A 15,153-nucleotide genomic window follows, 5' to 3' on the forward strand; every position below is an offset into this window, starting at 1 on the left:
TATGGCATAGGCCATGTGAAGCAGTCGCTTCAGATGTCTTATGAGGGAGGCAAATTAATTGGTGATCAGAGGTTAGTTCTGATTGAGATTGGATTTCTTAATGGTGGCTCGGCTACCCGAGTAATATTTATACTATTCCAAGATGGCTTTGCTGGCAAATAAACAAGTTGTTTCGATTACCTTGCGACACTAACAAGCGTTTATGAACACAGCGTTTATGAACTGGCTTCTAACCAATTTTTGGACAGAAATGAGCTAGATTTTTTGCACTAATGCGCAGAGTTCAAGTTAGAAAAAGTACCTTGAAACTTTAGGGCTTCCTATGACATATAGCTCAATAGAAACGACTCTATATCTCTAATCATATTTTGAACATCTTTCTCAGAAAACAATTCAGGTTTTCCATGTGCCGCATTGTTACGGATATCTGCGATAGCTGTAATTTGCTTCTGCTGTAATTTATTGTACAGCCCTAGCTTAGCAAGTTGAGAATTCATTGTGTCGAGTTTGCCATGGGGAATAGCATTATCAGAACATAAATCACGCAATGCTGTTTCTAAAACAACCCCCGCAATTACAGCAGAAGCTAGCTTATAACCATTTTTAAGAAGCTCTTCAGCTTGCATCAATTCACTTTCGAACACTTCAGCCTGAACTAGTTGCTTTAGCGAGATAAGATAGCCACCTTCGAAGTCTTCTTTTGCCGCTGAGAATATAGCACCTAGACGTCTTAGGTCACCATATAAAGACCCTATTGTTTTAAGCTTTTCATTTGCGTCAAAAGCTAAAAAGTGTTGTGAGTTTTCACCACATACGGTACTCAATAAATGTCTTACCTTAACTTTCCAACCAATAAATAGCTCATTATCAATTGTTTCAGAAGGACCATATGTTCCTTGTACTGTAGTCTTAGTGCTTTTAATCGTATCTAGTTGATCTTGCAATTCATTAAAACGCTGAATTAATATTTTATTCATTATCTCTCCAGATCTACAACCTAAACGCCAATCGTTTGAAAATCCGTCTTAAGCCCCTAGTTAGTTTTCTGGCCGAAGAACTACCTTTATGAAATCCTCACCGTATAATGTTAAGGATCTTACCCAATAATTCAATGGATTATTGGGTGTGTTTTTGTCTTGCAATTCAATAAGCCCTAGACGAGTTAAGTTAGAAAGTGATTTCAAAATATTAGCTTCACTGGCTTCGGGCTTTTCCTCGACTTTACTACCAAATACACAAGAAAGAACATGAGCATCTGTTGCTGACATATCATTGATTACAGATGCATAGCTAGGATGGACAAAGTCTGCATAATCTGTATCAGATGCAGAAAGGAGAAGTTGGGCAAATAGCTTTTGAATCTCTTGCTCTTCAGCAGCGTAGGAAACATTTCTTAAGACATTACAACCAAGTTTTAGAGTCGGCTCAATACGCTGCTTTGTGGGTATGTTTTTATAACCTTCAGTGTAAGTAGTTCGAAAAGTAACTAATCGACGTTCAAAAAAATCAGCTTGCAAACCGACCAAATGTTCAACTACTCGCAAAAAGCTATCCGCCGTTCGAGATACCGTAGCTATTGGTGCAGTAATAGCATCAACTATATCTCCCTTAAAGACAACACCGTCTGTAGTAATGCTTATTTCTTTCTCTACCATGCTATTTATACTCTTTGGATGTATACGATATATGCGTTGTGCAGATACCAACTTTGAAAACTTTAACACCACAGTAGTCTACATAATAACAATATATTAGAGTAGCTAGCTTGGAATGATATCTAAAAGTAAAAGGTGGGGCAGACATAACGTTTCGACTAAACCAAAATCTTTCGCATTAGCTTTTCTATAGACAAAGCTTTAATTGTGCTACTTACCATTTTTATCAGTGAAAATGATTTTGGGGCAAAAGTGAGTCAGTGAAGAGCTCGCTGACTCGAAGTTGGACAAAACTGTTTTAGGAAGCTTGCTAATTTAGCTTTTCACAAATAAGTTCTGGTATTGAAAATTGGCTACTAGCTACCGACTAAAAACTCAAAATCATCCGCAGTCCTCACTACTATCATCTCACTTCTGCAACTGTTGGCGAAAAATTCGAACACGGCGCTTGACCTGTCTACTACTCCATAGTTCATACTCTCCACATACGAACAACATCTAGGTCAAATCTCACATGTATTTGATTTCGGAACTGGCAGCAAAGGCGGGTATATCTCGCACCACCTTACTCTATTACGAGAAGTTAGGGCTGATTAACGGTCAGCGCCTTGACAATGGATACCGCTATTACAGCGAAAACGATTTGCATCGACTGATGTTGATTCAACAACTTCAAAGCGCAGGTCTATCATTGAAAGAGTGCGAACAATGCTTGGACGCCAAATTAAGCCGAAGCTTATTGGAAAATCGGCTAACGCAACTCAACCATGAGATTGATAAAAAAATCCACGCTCGTGAATTGCTACTGGCATTACTTGGGGAACGTCCACAAAGAGAGTTACACCATTCTCTGAGTCAAAGTGCACCTAGCGCTTACTTAAACTGGTTAAGTACACAGGGTTACAGTGAAAAAGAAGCGCTCAGATTAAAGTGGTTATCAAAAGATATGAACGAACACGAGAGTTACATGAAAGACTTTATGACGGTCTTTGCAACATTAGAAAGATGGGGGCCAGGGAGTCACAAAGACTCGTTAAAAGCGATTTCGTTGATATCGTCTCAGACAATGACCGATATTTTAGACATTGGTTGTGGCACTGGCACCTCAACATTAATGCTAGCCGATAACTGTACCGCGCACATTACCGCCGTTGATAATGAGCCTATAGCTATCGAACAGCTCAATAAAAAAATCCAAAACGCACAGTTACATGAGCGGATTTCTCCTGTTTGTGCCTCCATGACGGAACTGCCATTTCAGGCAAAGAGTTTTGATGCCATTTGGGCGGAAGGCTGCGTCTACATTATGGGGATGGAGAACGCGCTAAAACAATGGAAGCCTTTGTTAAAAGATAATGGTGTACTGATGGTGAGTGATTTGGTTTGGCTGACTGACTCTCCCGACGAAGAGACAAAACAGTTTTGGCTGGCAGACTACCCAGACATTCAATCGATACCTAAACGACTCGCTCTGTTCAAAAAGCATGGCTACGACGTGATCGAACACTTCTCATTAAGCGTCGATGCATGGCAAAACTACTGGCAACCGCTACAAGACCGAGTTGAGGAATTGCAAGCTGTTATGCCCTCGTCCCAAGCGTTACTGGACATTAAGAAAGAGATTTCAGTTTACGAGCGCAGTGCTGCAAAAGACTTCACTTATCAGTACTTTATTTTAAAGCTAGCTAAGAGATAGACGCATGAAATACTCTTTATACAAACAAGAACAAACTCAAAAAATTATTACACTGTTCAATGACACATTTTCCGATTCAGAAGGTAAAGAAGAAGGTGGATTGATTGCGAAGCTGGTAGAAGACTTTCTCACGCAACCGACCAAAGATGAGGATCTTTATGTGTTTATTGCGCAAGATGACAATAAACGCATTGTCGGTAGTATCCTTTTCTCTCGCCTATCGTTTCCAAATGGTGAAAACATCTTCCTTTTAGCCCCCGTGGCCGTTGCAACAGATTGTCAGGGGCAAGGTGTAGGCCAAGGGTTAATCAAATTTGGCTTAGCGACGCTGAGAGAAAAAGGCGTCACAGTTGCCATTACTTACGGGGATATCAACTTTTACTCAAAAACAGGATTCGAACCAATCAGTCAGGATGTGATTCAAGCTCCGCTAGATTTGTCCTACCCTGAAGGTTGGATTGCACAATCTTTAGTCGGTGAGGTGATCCCTCACATTGTGGGCAAATCAACATGTTTACCCGCCATCGACAATCCCTATTATTGGTAGGTGGTGAACATGAACGCTCCTTCATTACTAGAGTTAGGTATGCGACCTTTTTTCCAGCAGCAACTGTCTTTAGAAGAGTTAGAGAACGGCTCGCTCGGTCGAATCATCGAACATCATAAATCTGACGTTGTTTTAATGAGTGAAAAAGGCACTTCACGATTCAATCTCCCGCCGAAACTCGAAGCGGTATGCGTGGGCGATTGGGTTGTGTTCGATCACCAGCGAATACTTCGTGTGCTCGAAAGACAATCCTTATTCCAACGTAAAGCGGCTGGCAGCACTCTCAAACGACAACTCATCGCGGCCAACATTGATTGTGTTTTTATCGTCAGTTCACTCAATGAAGATTTCAGCTTAAATCGGATTGAGCGCTATTTGGCTTTAGCCAATGAAGCAGGCGCTCAGCCCGTGATTGTGCTGACAAAAACCGATTTATGCCCTGATCCTGATAATATTCGTGCGCAAGTACAACAGCTTGACCCGCTATTGAGCGTTCACTGTGTTAACGCACTGGATAGCCAAGATGTTTCTATATTGGGAAATTACTGTCAGAAAGGCAAGACCATTGGGTTTCTCGGCTCCTCGGGTGTAGGAAAATCAACACTGGTCAATTGCTTACTTGGTCGCCATGAAATGGAAACTGGCCATATTCGTGAACAAGACAGCAAAGGTCGCCATACCACTACCCATCGTGCTATTAGATGGTTACTCAGAGGTGGTTTGTTGATGGACACGCCAGGAATGCGAGAGTTACAACTGAGCGATGTCAAAGAAGGGATTCAACTCACCTTTGCCGATATTGAATCCCTCGCATCTCAATGTCGTTTTAGTGACTGCCTGCATGAGAATGAACCAAGTTGTGCGGTTAGAAAGGCAGTAGAAAGCGGAGAGCTATCCTCTAGGCGATTAGATAACTACAAAAAGCTACTGCGCGAAGAAGCCCACAACAGTGCGACATTGGCGGAGAGAAGAGCGAAAGATCGTGCGTTTACGAAGATGGTGAACTCCGTTCAAGAGAAAGCGCGATCGGCTAAAAAGTTTCGATAACCATTTAAAGAATCATCATTAATCACAAACCATTGGCTCTATTGATCATCTAATAAAAGTAATTCTCTATACAGAAAAATATTACTTTTAGTAAGGCAAAATCGTATTAACAAAGTGTGAATGAGTATTAACTCTAACTGGTAACGGGGCATTTATTGGTGGAGCCATCCCTTTTAAATGGCCACATAACTGACTGTTTGCGGCCAAACTGATTTCTACCAGAAATGTACTGTAGTCACAGCAATGGTCAATAGTCTCTGCAACCCGGTAGCTAAATTTTTGTTCCTAGCTGTCCTAGAGATAGGTTCAGCTAGACGTTCAGCCCTAATTGCAACGCTATCGTCATCCATGAACCCAGGTCCATCTCGGGGATCTGCAATTTTTTGATTCCATTTATAGATCTCTAAACTGAGGATCGCCAGTATCAATAGCCCTATCAAAAACGATTTTTCTTTGTAGTAGATGTTCATAATCAAATTCCCTGTAGTTGAACATAATGACCACTCCATGTCGTCACAATAATTATCCTAACCCAATTTAAAAAAGATCTGCCAAAAAATTTAAAAAAAGCCGCATCTCAATCGAGACACGGCTTTAGAGGGTGTAGGCACGTAATTTAAGTGCCTTGGTTAAATAGAATATAACTACAGTTGTTAGCTTTTGCTGACTCAATAGTCTCAACTAAACTTGTCGGTATATCGGTTAATTCGCGACTCAAATTCACAATAAAGTCCCATACCCCGCTTGAATTGTTGTGTTTGCATGAGTAAGAAGAATTAGCCTCAACCCATTCCCACTCCGGCAAATCATCTGGTGTGTCGTAGTCAAACAAGTCTGTCATATCGACATCTTTTATCGATGATATATACAGCCGCTTAGCTTCAGCTTGTGGTGCAGAAACCGTAAAAGCGATCTCTTTCTTTGATGGTGTAAGAGTTGATGGCATCAAATCATCTAGCTCAATCCAGTGGTCAATAAAAACCTCACTCGCACCAGTTTCAGTCATTAGCCAGTGTTCAAACACCTGTTCCGCCTCTGTTGAATCGTCTGCTAGTACAGACTTAGTGATCGGACTATCACCTGCTATATGCCCTGTTACGATAATCGTTTTCATATTTGCTCCCTCGATAATTTAATGTGACAGCTAAACCCAAAAGGTTTAGCTGCCGACTGCTGGTGGTTAAATACAGTTAGTTTTATCTAGGCCCGAAAGCCATACGTCCTCAACCTCAGTTAACGAGTTCATGGACTGTTTAACAAAATACTGTAAATGTTGTTGTAGACCATATTTGTAATAGTCTGTGTAGTTGACGCTGTAATGAATAAAGCTACCTATCACCCCCAACTCAGCTATTGAGTCTTGTATCGGTTTAGGACACTTAACGACAAAATCGTCGTCATCAAAAGCGCCTATTAAGGCTCGCTCTGCAAAGGCCACTCCGGTCGGAGTAAATTGACCTGTAGCAGTGCTCATTTGCACCAACTGTCGTAAATGAAAAGAGTAACTTGCCGTGGTTTCAGAGCTCAGGAGTACATCCCCAAGTAGCTTTCGATAGTCTTCAATCGTGCATTTTGAAACAACGTATGCGCCCTCGACAGATAGCCCTGAACGCTGATGGTGGTTCATCACGATCAGGTATTGATGCTCAGTGTGAGACTGAACCATCAGCTCTCTAACCTTGTTCGCTGCACTTCTCAGTACGTCCGAAATAATCGCTTTTTCTTTTGTGCCAGGCTTCACCAGATCAACGTAACTAAACTCGTTAACCTGCCGAGACAGTTCTGACTCAAAATTCAACACGATTTGCTCAGAGACTCGCTCATTTGCATTGTTGTACAGTCCAGAGACAACCGGCACGACCATTAAAAAGTCGAGACCATCTTTTGTCATTCGCTCTACTAGCAGAGAAACGACAATAGCGCGCTCAGCCGACTTTATTCTGATCTCGTCATTAACATCATTGGCTTTCAACTTCAGTGTTGTTAATTCCTGACTAATTTTTGAAAGCGTATTGTCATTCGTGTACCTAACTGCATTAATGTTGCCAGCGCAGCCGATCACATTTTTTAAAACCGCTGTCGTTAAAAGTTGATCAATCATGGTAAACCTCTGTGTTTAAGAGCCAGCTTCCGTATGGAATAAGGCTCGATTTGGTTGATAGAAATAGCCATAGACTCGTTTCTAAGGGTGAATATCAAGGTGATATGTCGAGCATTGCTCCGCTAGTAGGCCACCAGCTAGGCTTTGCTGCCGAGGCAGAAAATTGGTTGAATTAAAGCAGACCCAATCGATTCTCAAATAAAGCCAATCGGGTTATTGCTTAGTGATTTATGACAAGACTTCATAAATGGTTTTCAAAGTAATCAACATTTCTTGCTATTTCAGCATCAAACATTGCTTGGTCTAACGCAGTAGCCCAAATCAAGTCTCCCTCACAAAAGGTGACTAACTCTTTGGATTGACGGTTAACGAAGACAGTGTGTAGCTCATGTTCGCTTAGTAACCGCTCCCAGTGCTCGTCTACGTCTTTAAGGCTAATTTCAATCTCATGGCTTGTGGTCAACATGGTCAGTTCTCTCACTATCAAGCAACCTGTAGCAGATTTCTCTACAGCGTTAAGCTCACAAGCTTTTGACGGAAACCACCACGCATCAGACTCGGTATAGATAAACCTGTCGTTTAGCTCTAGATCATTATCGAACCCAATCACTTGTATTGGTTTGCGAAAGAAAACCCCAGCTTCATTGGTAAAAGTTACCCAATCCCCTACCGTAAACTCACACGCAATGGGTGCTGTCTTAGGTAGAGACTCTTTGAACGCTAAGTAACGGTCATGCTCTCGCTGTTGGTGTGCAGTTAAAGTCATATAAACCTCTCTGTTTAAAAGCCTTCTCCCGTCAGGAATGAGGCTCTGTTTGGTTGAGTAGAAATAGCCTAAGGCGCATTTCTATTGGTGAATATCAAATTGATATGTCGAGCATCGCTCCGCTAGTAGGCCACCAGCTAGGCTTTGCTGCCGAGGCAGAAAATTGGTGTGACAAATCCCATGTGTAATGAGAATTACAAATGAAAAATGGTAGGTGAGTTGCTTGGGATAACTTAATGGTGAATTGCTCTATTAAGAGCAGTGGTTGGATTCAGTTGGTCACTGAATGTTCAATATATTGCAAATGCCAAAGAAATTCAAACAGCCCCGATAGAGGCTCGATTTACCCGATGTTTTAGTGCTGATCCCTATCTAGCCAGTGTTTATCGCGATGCCAAGCCAAAGAATCGGCATCAAGCGTGATTTTCAAAATGTGGAGAATAGTAACCAACAGAGCAAAACAAAATTACTTCCACTTTGGAGAATGTCATGCAAAACATTGAATCAGCACAAGCAGCAACATTATCAGCAGCAGCGATGACTATCACAGCAGCAAGCAATATGGATTTCGACTCACTAACAGACGGCACAGTATTGCGCGTTGACCCAGCTTTGATTGATGATTTAAGCGTAGGTGGTAATAAAAGACGTAAGAAAACTCGTAGTGCTGGTTTCGTTGAAAGTATTCGCACAAGAGGCGTATTGCAATCACTCTCAGTTCGTCCAAGCCCATCAAATCCTCACCGTTTAGAACTTTGTGCAGGTTATGGGCGCAGAGACACCGCTTTAGAAGTCGATATTGCATCAGTCCCCGTTATGGTGACGCACTACAGCGATAAAGAGGCACTTGCTGTCATGGCGGCTGAGAATAAAGAGCGTGAGAATGTCTCGATTATGGATGAAGCAGATTTAGCTGAAACCTATATCTCACTTCACGATGGCAATTATGCCGATGCAGCCAAAGAACTTGGTTATAGTGAAGCCAAGTTCAGAGATAGACTGCAATTAAAGCGCTGTATTGAGTCAGTGCAAGACCACATTGCCGACCCCGACTCACCTGTGATTGCTGGTCACGGTCTGGTGCTATCAATTTTTGATGAAGAAATGCAAGCCAAAACCCTTGCCGCCATTTTAAAAGACCCACAGACCTATACCGTTAAATACCTCAAGAAAAGTGCTGGGCAACGCCAGCTCGATTTAGGTAAGGCCAAGTTCGATACCTCAGATTGCGATGCCTGTAGCTTCAATACGTGTCGCCAACTGGCATTTAATATTTGCGAGGAAGAAGACGAGTCAGATGCCAAGTGCAGCAAGAGTTCATGTTATGCAGAAAAGACGAATGCTTGGCTTAAAGAAGTTCGCATGGTCGAGCTTGAGGAACGCTTTGGTAATGTGATTTTATGGGAAACAAAGCCTGAGTCTGACCGCAGAACCATTGATGCAAAACAAGTTGGTGTTAACCAATACAAAACAGGCTGTATGAACTGTGAAAAGCGCTGCACCGTAGTCGATGACCGCCCGTTCAAGTGGGGCGATTTTGAAACAGACCAGTGTATCGATACTGATTGCTACTCAACACTGACTAAAGCAGAAAACGATAAGAAAAAAGCCAAGGCAAAGGCCAAAGCCAATGCAAAACCAAAAACGATTGAACAGTCACAACAGCAAACCGTTGAGTCGAACACAGCCAGCACTAACCCAACTGATGTAAACGAAACGGCAGTAGAGAAAGAAGTTGAAGATGCACCTATCGTATCGAAATCATCTAAAGCGATTACTGAGCTTTATGAGCAAATTCACCGCGCCACCAGCGCAGAGCTAATTGTTGATCAACCCAAGTTTCGCTTGGCAGTGACTTTAGCCTCACTATGTAACTCAACTGGCTACCGCATTGCAGGTACAGATGGCTCAAGTACGCGCTATGGCTTTAATGAAATGGTGCTTCACTATTACACGCTTGATTTAAAGCAGGTACAAGCTGAGATGCTGAACGCTGTAGTTCACATGGCTCAATCAGGTGGTTGTGGTGGTGAGTCGGGTACAGCCCTAATGATTGAATTACTCAAGCAGCAAGAAGACCGTTTGGAGGCCGTTACCCAAGCTTGGCAACCGACAGAGCAAATTCTAGCAGGTTACAACCTTGGGGCTATTGAGGTTATCTGTAAGGACTCAGGCTTTATTGATGCCTTTAACGGGACATCAAAGGAAGTATCATTTGACCAACTCTTTAAGCAAAAAAAGCCAGATGTGATCAAAGCGATTCTTGCTTTTGATTTTGACTGGACTCACTACGCCCCGACTGACTACCTCAATCTCGCTTAACCCAAACTAGCGGCCTGTTTAACTCAGGCCGCGCCTATCTATCAAGCGTAAATTCCCAAATATGAGTTAATACACTCAACAACCACTAAGAGTATTTCAGCTATGTCTATTTCTTCTATTGCCCAACTCATTCAAAACGCTGGCCTTAATAAAGCCGTTATGACCATCAACCTTGAGTCTGATGATAAAGCTAACCTCATTCTCAGTTTTCCGACTCAGCATATCCCCTCAAGCAGCAAAGAGATTGAGCAACTACGTAAGTCATTAGTTATCCCTATTCGTGCCACGGCAAACATTGACGAGATTGACGCAGCGTTAACACAAGCCATCGCAGCAAGTCAGGCCAATGTTGAAACCAACATTGCAGCACTGAACACAGAGGTCGAGAAAAAGGCGAAATCCAAACCAGCTAAGAGCGCATCAAACCGTGTTGATTTGAAACCTGCTGCACCTGCCAAACCTAAGCCAGCACCAATCCAAGTAAACAGCGATACATCAGAGTTCGATGTATTTTCTCAAGACTCACTTTAACAGGAGGCAGCATGACTACAGCAACGAGACAAATCAAAATTGGCGCTTTAAAAGTGGACTTCCCTCTGCCTGATATGGATTTGGATACCAATGTGCGTGAGCTATCACTGCACTACCCAATGTTAAGAGGGACGCGAGTTTTTGAAGAAGATGCGGTTATTGAGAATGGCATGATGACCTACAACGTGGTGACACCACCTATTAAGGTTAATGGGTAATTATGAAGCCATCAATCAAAGAAAAACTTAAGCAATGGGAGGCGAAAGCAGCCTCCTACACCAGCAACATCGGTACAATCACAGGAAACCAATCATGCCAAACACACAGCCAGTCTCAAGCGTTTTCAATGTACCGTTCAATCAAGCCATTGCGCCAGCAAATACCATCGAACATGGACAGTTCGCAGATGCCGTCAATAATGTAGGCCGTATCTTTACCCCTTGGTATCTGACAGTGCCAAAGCAACAAATCGCACTGTCTAACTCGGCAAATCAATGGCTATCTTCTCCGTTTGAGCAAACAAAACAGCTTTTTGATGACCACCAGCCACAGATTGCTAAAGATGCCGATTTTTGGTCAGCTCTAGTCTCTTTTAGCTGTGAGCATAATTTAGTTAAAGAGCAATCGATTATTAACTTCTTAGCTGCGCGAATGGGCAGCGCTAAACAGTTGATGGCTTGCTATGAATTGAGCAGAGAGTTTATCGGGCATTACGCTCAAGCCGCAAATAGCATTGTGTTTCAAGCCAACGCACTCGCAGCACAGCAGGACATTTCTGTTAAGTCATCTTTTGAATCATTTGCACAAGGCGATTGGACTATGACGCTAGCGATTACTGACGTTGATGCGACTCAAGATGATGTTGATACCAATGATATTGGTGTGCAGCTAATCACTGAAAGCTGTTTATCAGCATTGGAGTTCGACTTAGATCTTCTGCCGCCCACTCTTGCCAAGTTATTCTTAAGAACTATTAGAGTATTGTCAGCCATTGCTTGTAAAGTCGTCACGCTTGATGATTGCCAGATTACCGTAGATGAAACTCAAACGGTTAGGCCGCTACTAGCACAGCTATCATTTGAACACTTATCCCAGCTTGCGGAAGATGGTGACATTGACACCTTAGAAGATGAAATAGATGCGGAACTATATAGCGCGATAGTTAATTGCGATGATGTTGACTACATCGCAGATGCAGCCCAATACGTACAGGCCACATCTTCTAGCTGGTGGACAGACGATTATGACTTTGGGGAACGTCCAGACTTACAGACCGAGCTATCACTTATCTTAAACAGCATTGATAGCCTTGCTACGCTCCGCGCAAATCCACTACTACCATTCGATGCAAGCTTTGCAGCTAACGTGCTTAAAACCATTGTGCAAATCTTTAGCTCACTTTATCAACCCACAGATGCAAGCCCTTGGGAGCATAACAGTGATTATCAAATTGGTGCGCCAACTAGGATTTGCTTTGGCACAACGCTTGAGCAGCAAGTACATGATGTAGAAAACAACTCAATGCAACAAGTCGGCTTATCTAATACCTTGAGACTTGATTTAACGGCTGAAACTGCAGGTATTGCGGAAGTATCCAATATGGCATTAGCCGAACGCTGCTTATTACTACTAAACCAAGATTTTAACTCGCAAGCGTGATTTAAGAAGTTTTGCATAATGACTCTATCGCAAAGCAACTGAGTCACAGCTATGAATGTACAAGCTACTCCCAATTTTGATACCACTAAATACTCCGCCCCAACTGCCGAGTTCGCACTCGTTTTTTATAAGAGTGCGACCAATGGCGCTTGTGTAACCAAACACAACATTGATAGCCAAGGCATTTTAGGTGATGGCTATATTGTTGAGTCGTCAACCGTGGCACAAGTCATTCAAGACGCAGTAAAGCCAAATCAAACAGCTTCAAATAAGAATGACTTTATCCGCTCAAACTTGCTAGTCGATAACTCAGAAGTCGTGATGTGGTTTGAGCCAAGCCGAAAAGCTCCCATGTGGCGTAGAGAGTCGAAACTAGTTCAGTACAACGCTATCTGGCCAGCACTTCTCTTTATCATGCCTAAGCATGGTGATTCGCTTTATGTTTTCTCTTTGGCATCGGATATGCGCCCAAACCTGAGTGATACGGTTTACATCGCGCCACTCGCAAACTTGTATCAAAGCCACAACTTTTGCCAAGGTTCAGCGACTTTGCCAATCAATAAAACGGCAGAGAGCATCGATGAAGCTGCAGCCACCATTTACGAGTCGGCTTTTACCCACTTTCATACCCTGCAGTCGTTTATCAATACGCCTAAGAATGGCTGGCATTTTTGGGAAGATCACCAATCAAAGCCAGTAGATATTCCAGCCAGTATCAAACCTTTGTGTAGCTTAAGTGAAATAGTTAAAGCGGTATCGAATGGTGAAGCTATCACTAGCCTTAACTCCCTATTTACGAGTCTTAACGAAAAGAGTGCCAAATAATGAATAAATTAACTATCCCCGACCACTGGCTAACCGATGTCGTTGACGTAACACTGGTAGGCCTTGGTGGTACAGGTTCGGCAATGCTGACTCAGTTATTTCAACTGCATGGCATATTAAAGCGACTTGGCGGTAAAGGGCTAAGAGTGACTGCTATTGATGGTGACGAGGTTTCCCACTCCAATGTTTACCGTCAGAATTTCTGGTCACATGATATTGGTAAAAATAAAGCAGAAGTCCTCATTTCTCGTTTTAATATGTTTGGTGAAATTAACTGGAAAGCAGTGCCAGAATTTATCACAGGTTCAAACCTGCATTTACTTCGCTGTGATTTATTGATCACAGCAGTTGATAAAGCCTCAGTTCGTTATGACATTGGTGTCCACCTAAACAAACTGCAATCACAAGGTCTGTGGCTGGACTTAGGCAATAATGATTTCAATGCCAATGTCTTCATTGGCTCACAAGCTCTCAGCAAAACAGAGTCATTTCATGTACCAAGTCCGTTTGAGTTATTTGGTACTCAGTGGCAATCATTAACCCCAACAGAAGATGATACGCCAAGCTGCTCAACAGAGGAGGCCATTTCAAAGCAAACATTTGGGATCAATAACCTTACCGCCACCAGCGCAGCATCAATGTTGTTATTCCCGCTTTTTCGAACAGGCAGCATTGATTTCCACGGTTTATATATCGATGTAAAAACAGGCAATATCTCAAGCGTTCCAGTTCATCCCGACCAATGGGCAGCACTCGGCTACGCCTAAACCAGTTATCTCCCTTGACCGCTTTACTCTCCAACCAGTAAAGCGGTCTTTTTTTACTTATAGAAAAATCGATCTGTGTTGATTACCAAATAATCGTAATGATGGCTCACTTATAGAAAAACCGATCTGTGCTGATTACCAAATAATCGTAATGATGGCTCACTTATAGAAAAAAAGATCTGCGCTGATTAACGAATAATCACAAAATTGGCGCACTTATAGAAAAATCGATCTGCATGGTCAATGAGTAAGCACAAATGAGGCTCACTTATAGAAAACCCGATCTGTCTTATCCTAACAAAACCCCTTTTTACTGCTCTACTTATAGAAAAGTTGATCTGCGAGGCTGAAAAGCAACCTGATTGGCAGTTCCCACTTATAGAAATAGTGATCTGAAACGCCACGAACGAGGCTTATGATCCGTATATCTGGTCACAATTGAAGCAGCAATGACTTTGATTTACTTAGATTTTTACTTAAATGCGAATCAGTGTTTACTTATAGAAAGGTTGCACCGTTTTTCAAGAACCTGATAATTAAGGTAAAAAATACCCAAGTGCTTTTACAAAGGTGAGTCTCCATTAAAAAAATGCTCATTCTGCAGCCAAACCAATACCGTTTGGGTATGCCCCAACTTATAGAAATATTGATCTCAAATAGAGGCAAATTGAACATTTAAGCAAACAAACGCATACGATAACGAGATTCGATTTCACTTAAGCCATTTAAAACAAATGTTATAATTACCCCAGTGATACAAAACAATACACTTACATTTGGTTTTACCTAACCGATTGTCACTTATAGAATTATTGATCCGAACAAAGTCAAAACGGTCACTAACTTATAGAAATTTCGATTTGGAATGCAAACTGATACCCACCAGCAACTATTTTTCAAAAAAAAGTACATTTTCAAAACCAGAAAATTACAAAAATTAGGGTGTAAGGCATAATTTGGAATAGAAATGTCCTCAGTTCGCCACTGTACGCCGCTAACAACACCCGATAGTGCTCAGTTATAGAAATCCTGATCTAGAAAAGGCTGACTTATAGATATTTTGGTCTATAAAAATACAGTTTTGATCTGCAAGGTAAAAATGACGCCATTGATTTTGGCTTAAGAAAGAGGTGTGCTGCGATATGCCGAGAAAATAGAAACTCTGATCCAGTTATATAGAAGATCCGATCTTCTACAAGAAATGATCGCTTTTAAAGGCTAAAATAGCCTCACTCCA

General features: G+C 42.1%; 16 protein-coding genes. 11 read left to right on the top strand and 5 right to left on the bottom strand.

What is annotated here, in order from left to right; genetic code table 11:
- Positions 1–320: 320 nt before the first annotated feature.
- Positions 321–977 (bottom strand): hypothetical protein, encoded by a 657-nt coding sequence (locus K5Q92_RS11010; RefSeq protein ID WP_220769056.1) that lies wholly within the window; start codon positions 975–977, stop codon positions 321–323.
- Positions 978–1,037: 60 nt separating this feature from the next.
- Positions 1,038–1,655, bottom strand: a complete 618-nt coding sequence (locus K5Q92_RS11015; protein ID WP_220769057.1) for an Abi-alpha family protein — start codon at positions 1,653–1,655, stop codon at positions 1,038–1,040.
- Positions 1,656–2,169: 514 nt separating this feature from the next.
- On the opposite strand from K5Q92_RS11015, the gene K5Q92_RS11020 reads away from it, so the two are divergent.
- The 3 genes from K5Q92_RS11020 to rsgA are packed head-to-tail and all read left to right on the top strand — an operon-like array spanning position 2,170 to position 4,945.
- Positions 2,170–3,351 carry a methyltransferase domain-containing protein gene (locus tag K5Q92_RS11020; protein ID WP_220769058.1) on the top strand — a complete coding sequence of 394 codons (1,182 nt, stop codon included), beginning with the start codon at positions 2,170–2,172 and terminating at the stop codon, positions 3,349–3,351.
- Between the two features lie 4 nt (positions 3,352–3,355).
- Positions 3,356–3,898 carry a GNAT family N-acetyltransferase gene (locus tag K5Q92_RS11025; protein ID WP_220769059.1) on the top strand — a complete coding sequence of 181 codons (543 nt, stop codon included), beginning with the start codon at positions 3,356–3,358 and terminating at the stop codon, positions 3,896–3,898.
- Positions 3,899–3,907: 9 nt separating this feature from the next.
- Positions 3,908–4,945, top strand: coding sequence for a ribosome small subunit-dependent GTPase A (rsgA, locus tag K5Q92_RS11030; protein WP_220769060.1), 1,038 nt, complete (start codon positions 3,908–3,910; stop codon positions 4,943–4,945).
- A gap of 616 nt (positions 4,946–5,561) precedes the next feature.
- On the opposite strand, the gene K5Q92_RS11035 is transcribed toward rsgA, so the two are convergent.
- Both K5Q92_RS11035 and K5Q92_RS11040 read right to left on the bottom strand, forming a co-directional pair.
- Positions 5,562–6,059 carry a hypothetical protein gene (locus K5Q92_RS11035; RefSeq protein ID WP_220769061.1) on the bottom strand — a complete coding sequence of 166 codons (498 nt, stop codon included), beginning with the start codon at positions 6,057–6,059 and terminating at the stop codon, positions 5,562–5,564.
- Between the two features lie 66 nt (positions 6,060–6,125).
- Complete coding sequence (locus K5Q92_RS11040; RefSeq protein WP_220769062.1) at positions 6,126–7,046, bottom strand: hypothetical protein; 921 nt, start codon at positions 7,044–7,046, stop codon at positions 6,126–6,128.
- Positions 7,047–7,096: 50 nt separating this feature from the next.
- Between K5Q92_RS11040 and K5Q92_RS24230 the strand changes: the two genes are divergently transcribed.
- The gene (locus K5Q92_RS24230; RefSeq protein ID WP_259649545.1) at positions 7,097–7,222 is read left to right on the top strand and encodes a hypothetical protein; all 126 of its coding nucleotides are present in this window, start codon (positions 7,097–7,099) and stop codon (positions 7,220–7,222) included.
- Between the two features lie 65 nt (positions 7,223–7,287).
- Here the strand turns inward: K5Q92_RS24230 and K5Q92_RS11045 are convergent, their stop codons facing one another.
- A complete protein-coding gene (locus K5Q92_RS11045) occupies positions 7,288–7,812 on the bottom strand; it encodes a hypothetical protein (protein ID WP_220769063.1) in 525 nt (174 codons plus the stop codon).
- A gap of 53 nt (positions 7,813–7,865) precedes the next feature.
- Between K5Q92_RS11045 and K5Q92_RS24235 the strand changes: the two genes are divergently transcribed.
- From K5Q92_RS24235 to K5Q92_RS11075, 7 genes are all read left to right on the top strand, one after another.
- Positions 7,866–8,000 (top strand): hypothetical protein, encoded by a 135-nt coding sequence (locus K5Q92_RS24235; protein ID WP_259649546.1) that lies wholly within the window; start codon positions 7,866–7,868, stop codon positions 7,998–8,000.
- Positions 8,001–8,301: 301 nt separating this feature from the next.
- A complete protein-coding gene (locus K5Q92_RS11050; protein WP_220769064.1) occupies positions 8,302–10,134 on the top strand; it encodes a ParB/RepB/Spo0J family partition protein in 1,833 nt (610 codons plus the stop codon).
- Positions 10,135–10,236: 102 nt separating this feature from the next.
- Entirely contained in the window at positions 10,237–10,665 is a 429-nt protein-coding gene (locus K5Q92_RS11055) for a hypothetical protein (RefSeq protein ID WP_220769065.1), read from the top strand.
- Between the two features lie 11 nt (positions 10,666–10,676).
- On the top strand, positions 10,677–10,883 hold the full coding sequence (locus K5Q92_RS11060) for a hypothetical protein (protein WP_220769066.1): 207 nt from the start codon (positions 10,677–10,679) through the stop codon (positions 10,881–10,883).
- Positions 10,884–10,977: 94 nt separating this feature from the next.
- Complete coding sequence (locus K5Q92_RS11065; protein ID WP_220769067.1) at positions 10,978–12,324, top strand: hypothetical protein; 1,347 nt, start codon at positions 10,978–10,980, stop codon at positions 12,322–12,324.
- 51 nt (positions 12,325–12,375) lie between these two features.
- Positions 12,376–13,149, top strand: coding sequence for a hypothetical protein (locus K5Q92_RS11070; protein WP_220769068.1), 774 nt, complete (start codon positions 12,376–12,378; stop codon positions 13,147–13,149).
- On the top strand, positions 13,149–13,916 hold the full coding sequence (locus K5Q92_RS11075; protein WP_220769069.1) for a PRTRC system ThiF family protein: 768 nt from the start codon (positions 13,149–13,151) through the stop codon (positions 13,914–13,916). Before K5Q92_RS11070 ends, K5Q92_RS11075 begins: the two co-directional genes overlap by 1 nt.
- The last annotated feature ends 1,237 nt before the right edge of the window (positions 13,917–15,153 follow it).

The sequence above is a fragment of the Shewanella sp. MBTL60-007 genome, assembly GCF_019654915.1.
GTDB lineage: Bacteria > Pseudomonadota > Gammaproteobacteria > Enterobacterales > Shewanellaceae > Shewanella.

Coding starts and splice junctions, on each gene's coding strand:
- K5Q92_RS11010 (WP_220769056.1), bottom strand. CDS start 977: ATGAATAAAATATTAATTCAGCGTTTTAATGAATTGCAAGATCAACTA.
- K5Q92_RS11020 (WP_220769058.1), top strand. CDS start 2,170: ATGTATTTGATTTCGGAACTGGCAGCAAAGGCGGGTATATCTCGCACC.
- K5Q92_RS11015 (WP_220769057.1), bottom strand. CDS start 1,655: ATGGTAGAGAAAGAAATAAGCATTACTACAGACGGTGTTGTCTTTAAG.
- rsgA (WP_220769060.1), top strand. CDS start 3,908: ATGAACGCTCCTTCATTACTAGAGTTAGGTATGCGACCTTTTTTCCAG.
- K5Q92_RS11045 (WP_220769063.1), bottom strand. CDS start 7,812: ATGACTTTAACTGCACACCAACAGCGAGAGCATGACCGTTACTTAGCG.
- K5Q92_RS11025 (WP_220769059.1), top strand. CDS start 3,356: ATGAAATACTCTTTATACAAACAAGAACAAACTCAAAAAATTATTACA.
- K5Q92_RS11065 (WP_220769067.1), top strand. CDS start 10,978: ATGCCAAACACACAGCCAGTCTCAAGCGTTTTCAATGTACCGTTCAAT.
- K5Q92_RS11075 (WP_220769069.1), top strand. CDS start 13,149: ATGAATAAATTAACTATCCCCGACCACTGGCTAACCGATGTCGTTGAC.
- K5Q92_RS11070 (WP_220769068.1), top strand. CDS start 12,376: ATGAATGTACAAGCTACTCCCAATTTTGATACCACTAAATACTCCGCC.
- K5Q92_RS11050 (WP_220769064.1), top strand. CDS start 8,302: ATGCAAAACATTGAATCAGCACAAGCAGCAACATTATCAGCAGCAGCG.
- K5Q92_RS11040 (WP_220769062.1), bottom strand. CDS start 7,046: ATGATTGATCAACTTTTAACGACAGCGGTTTTAAAAAATGTGATCGGC.
- K5Q92_RS11035 (WP_220769061.1), bottom strand. CDS start 6,059: ATGAAAACGATTATCGTAACAGGGCATATAGCAGGTGATAGTCCGATC.
- K5Q92_RS11055 (WP_220769065.1), top strand. CDS start 10,237: ATGTCTATTTCTTCTATTGCCCAACTCATTCAAAACGCTGGCCTTAAT.
- K5Q92_RS11060 (WP_220769066.1), top strand. CDS start 10,677: ATGACTACAGCAACGAGACAAATCAAAATTGGCGCTTTAAAAGTGGAC.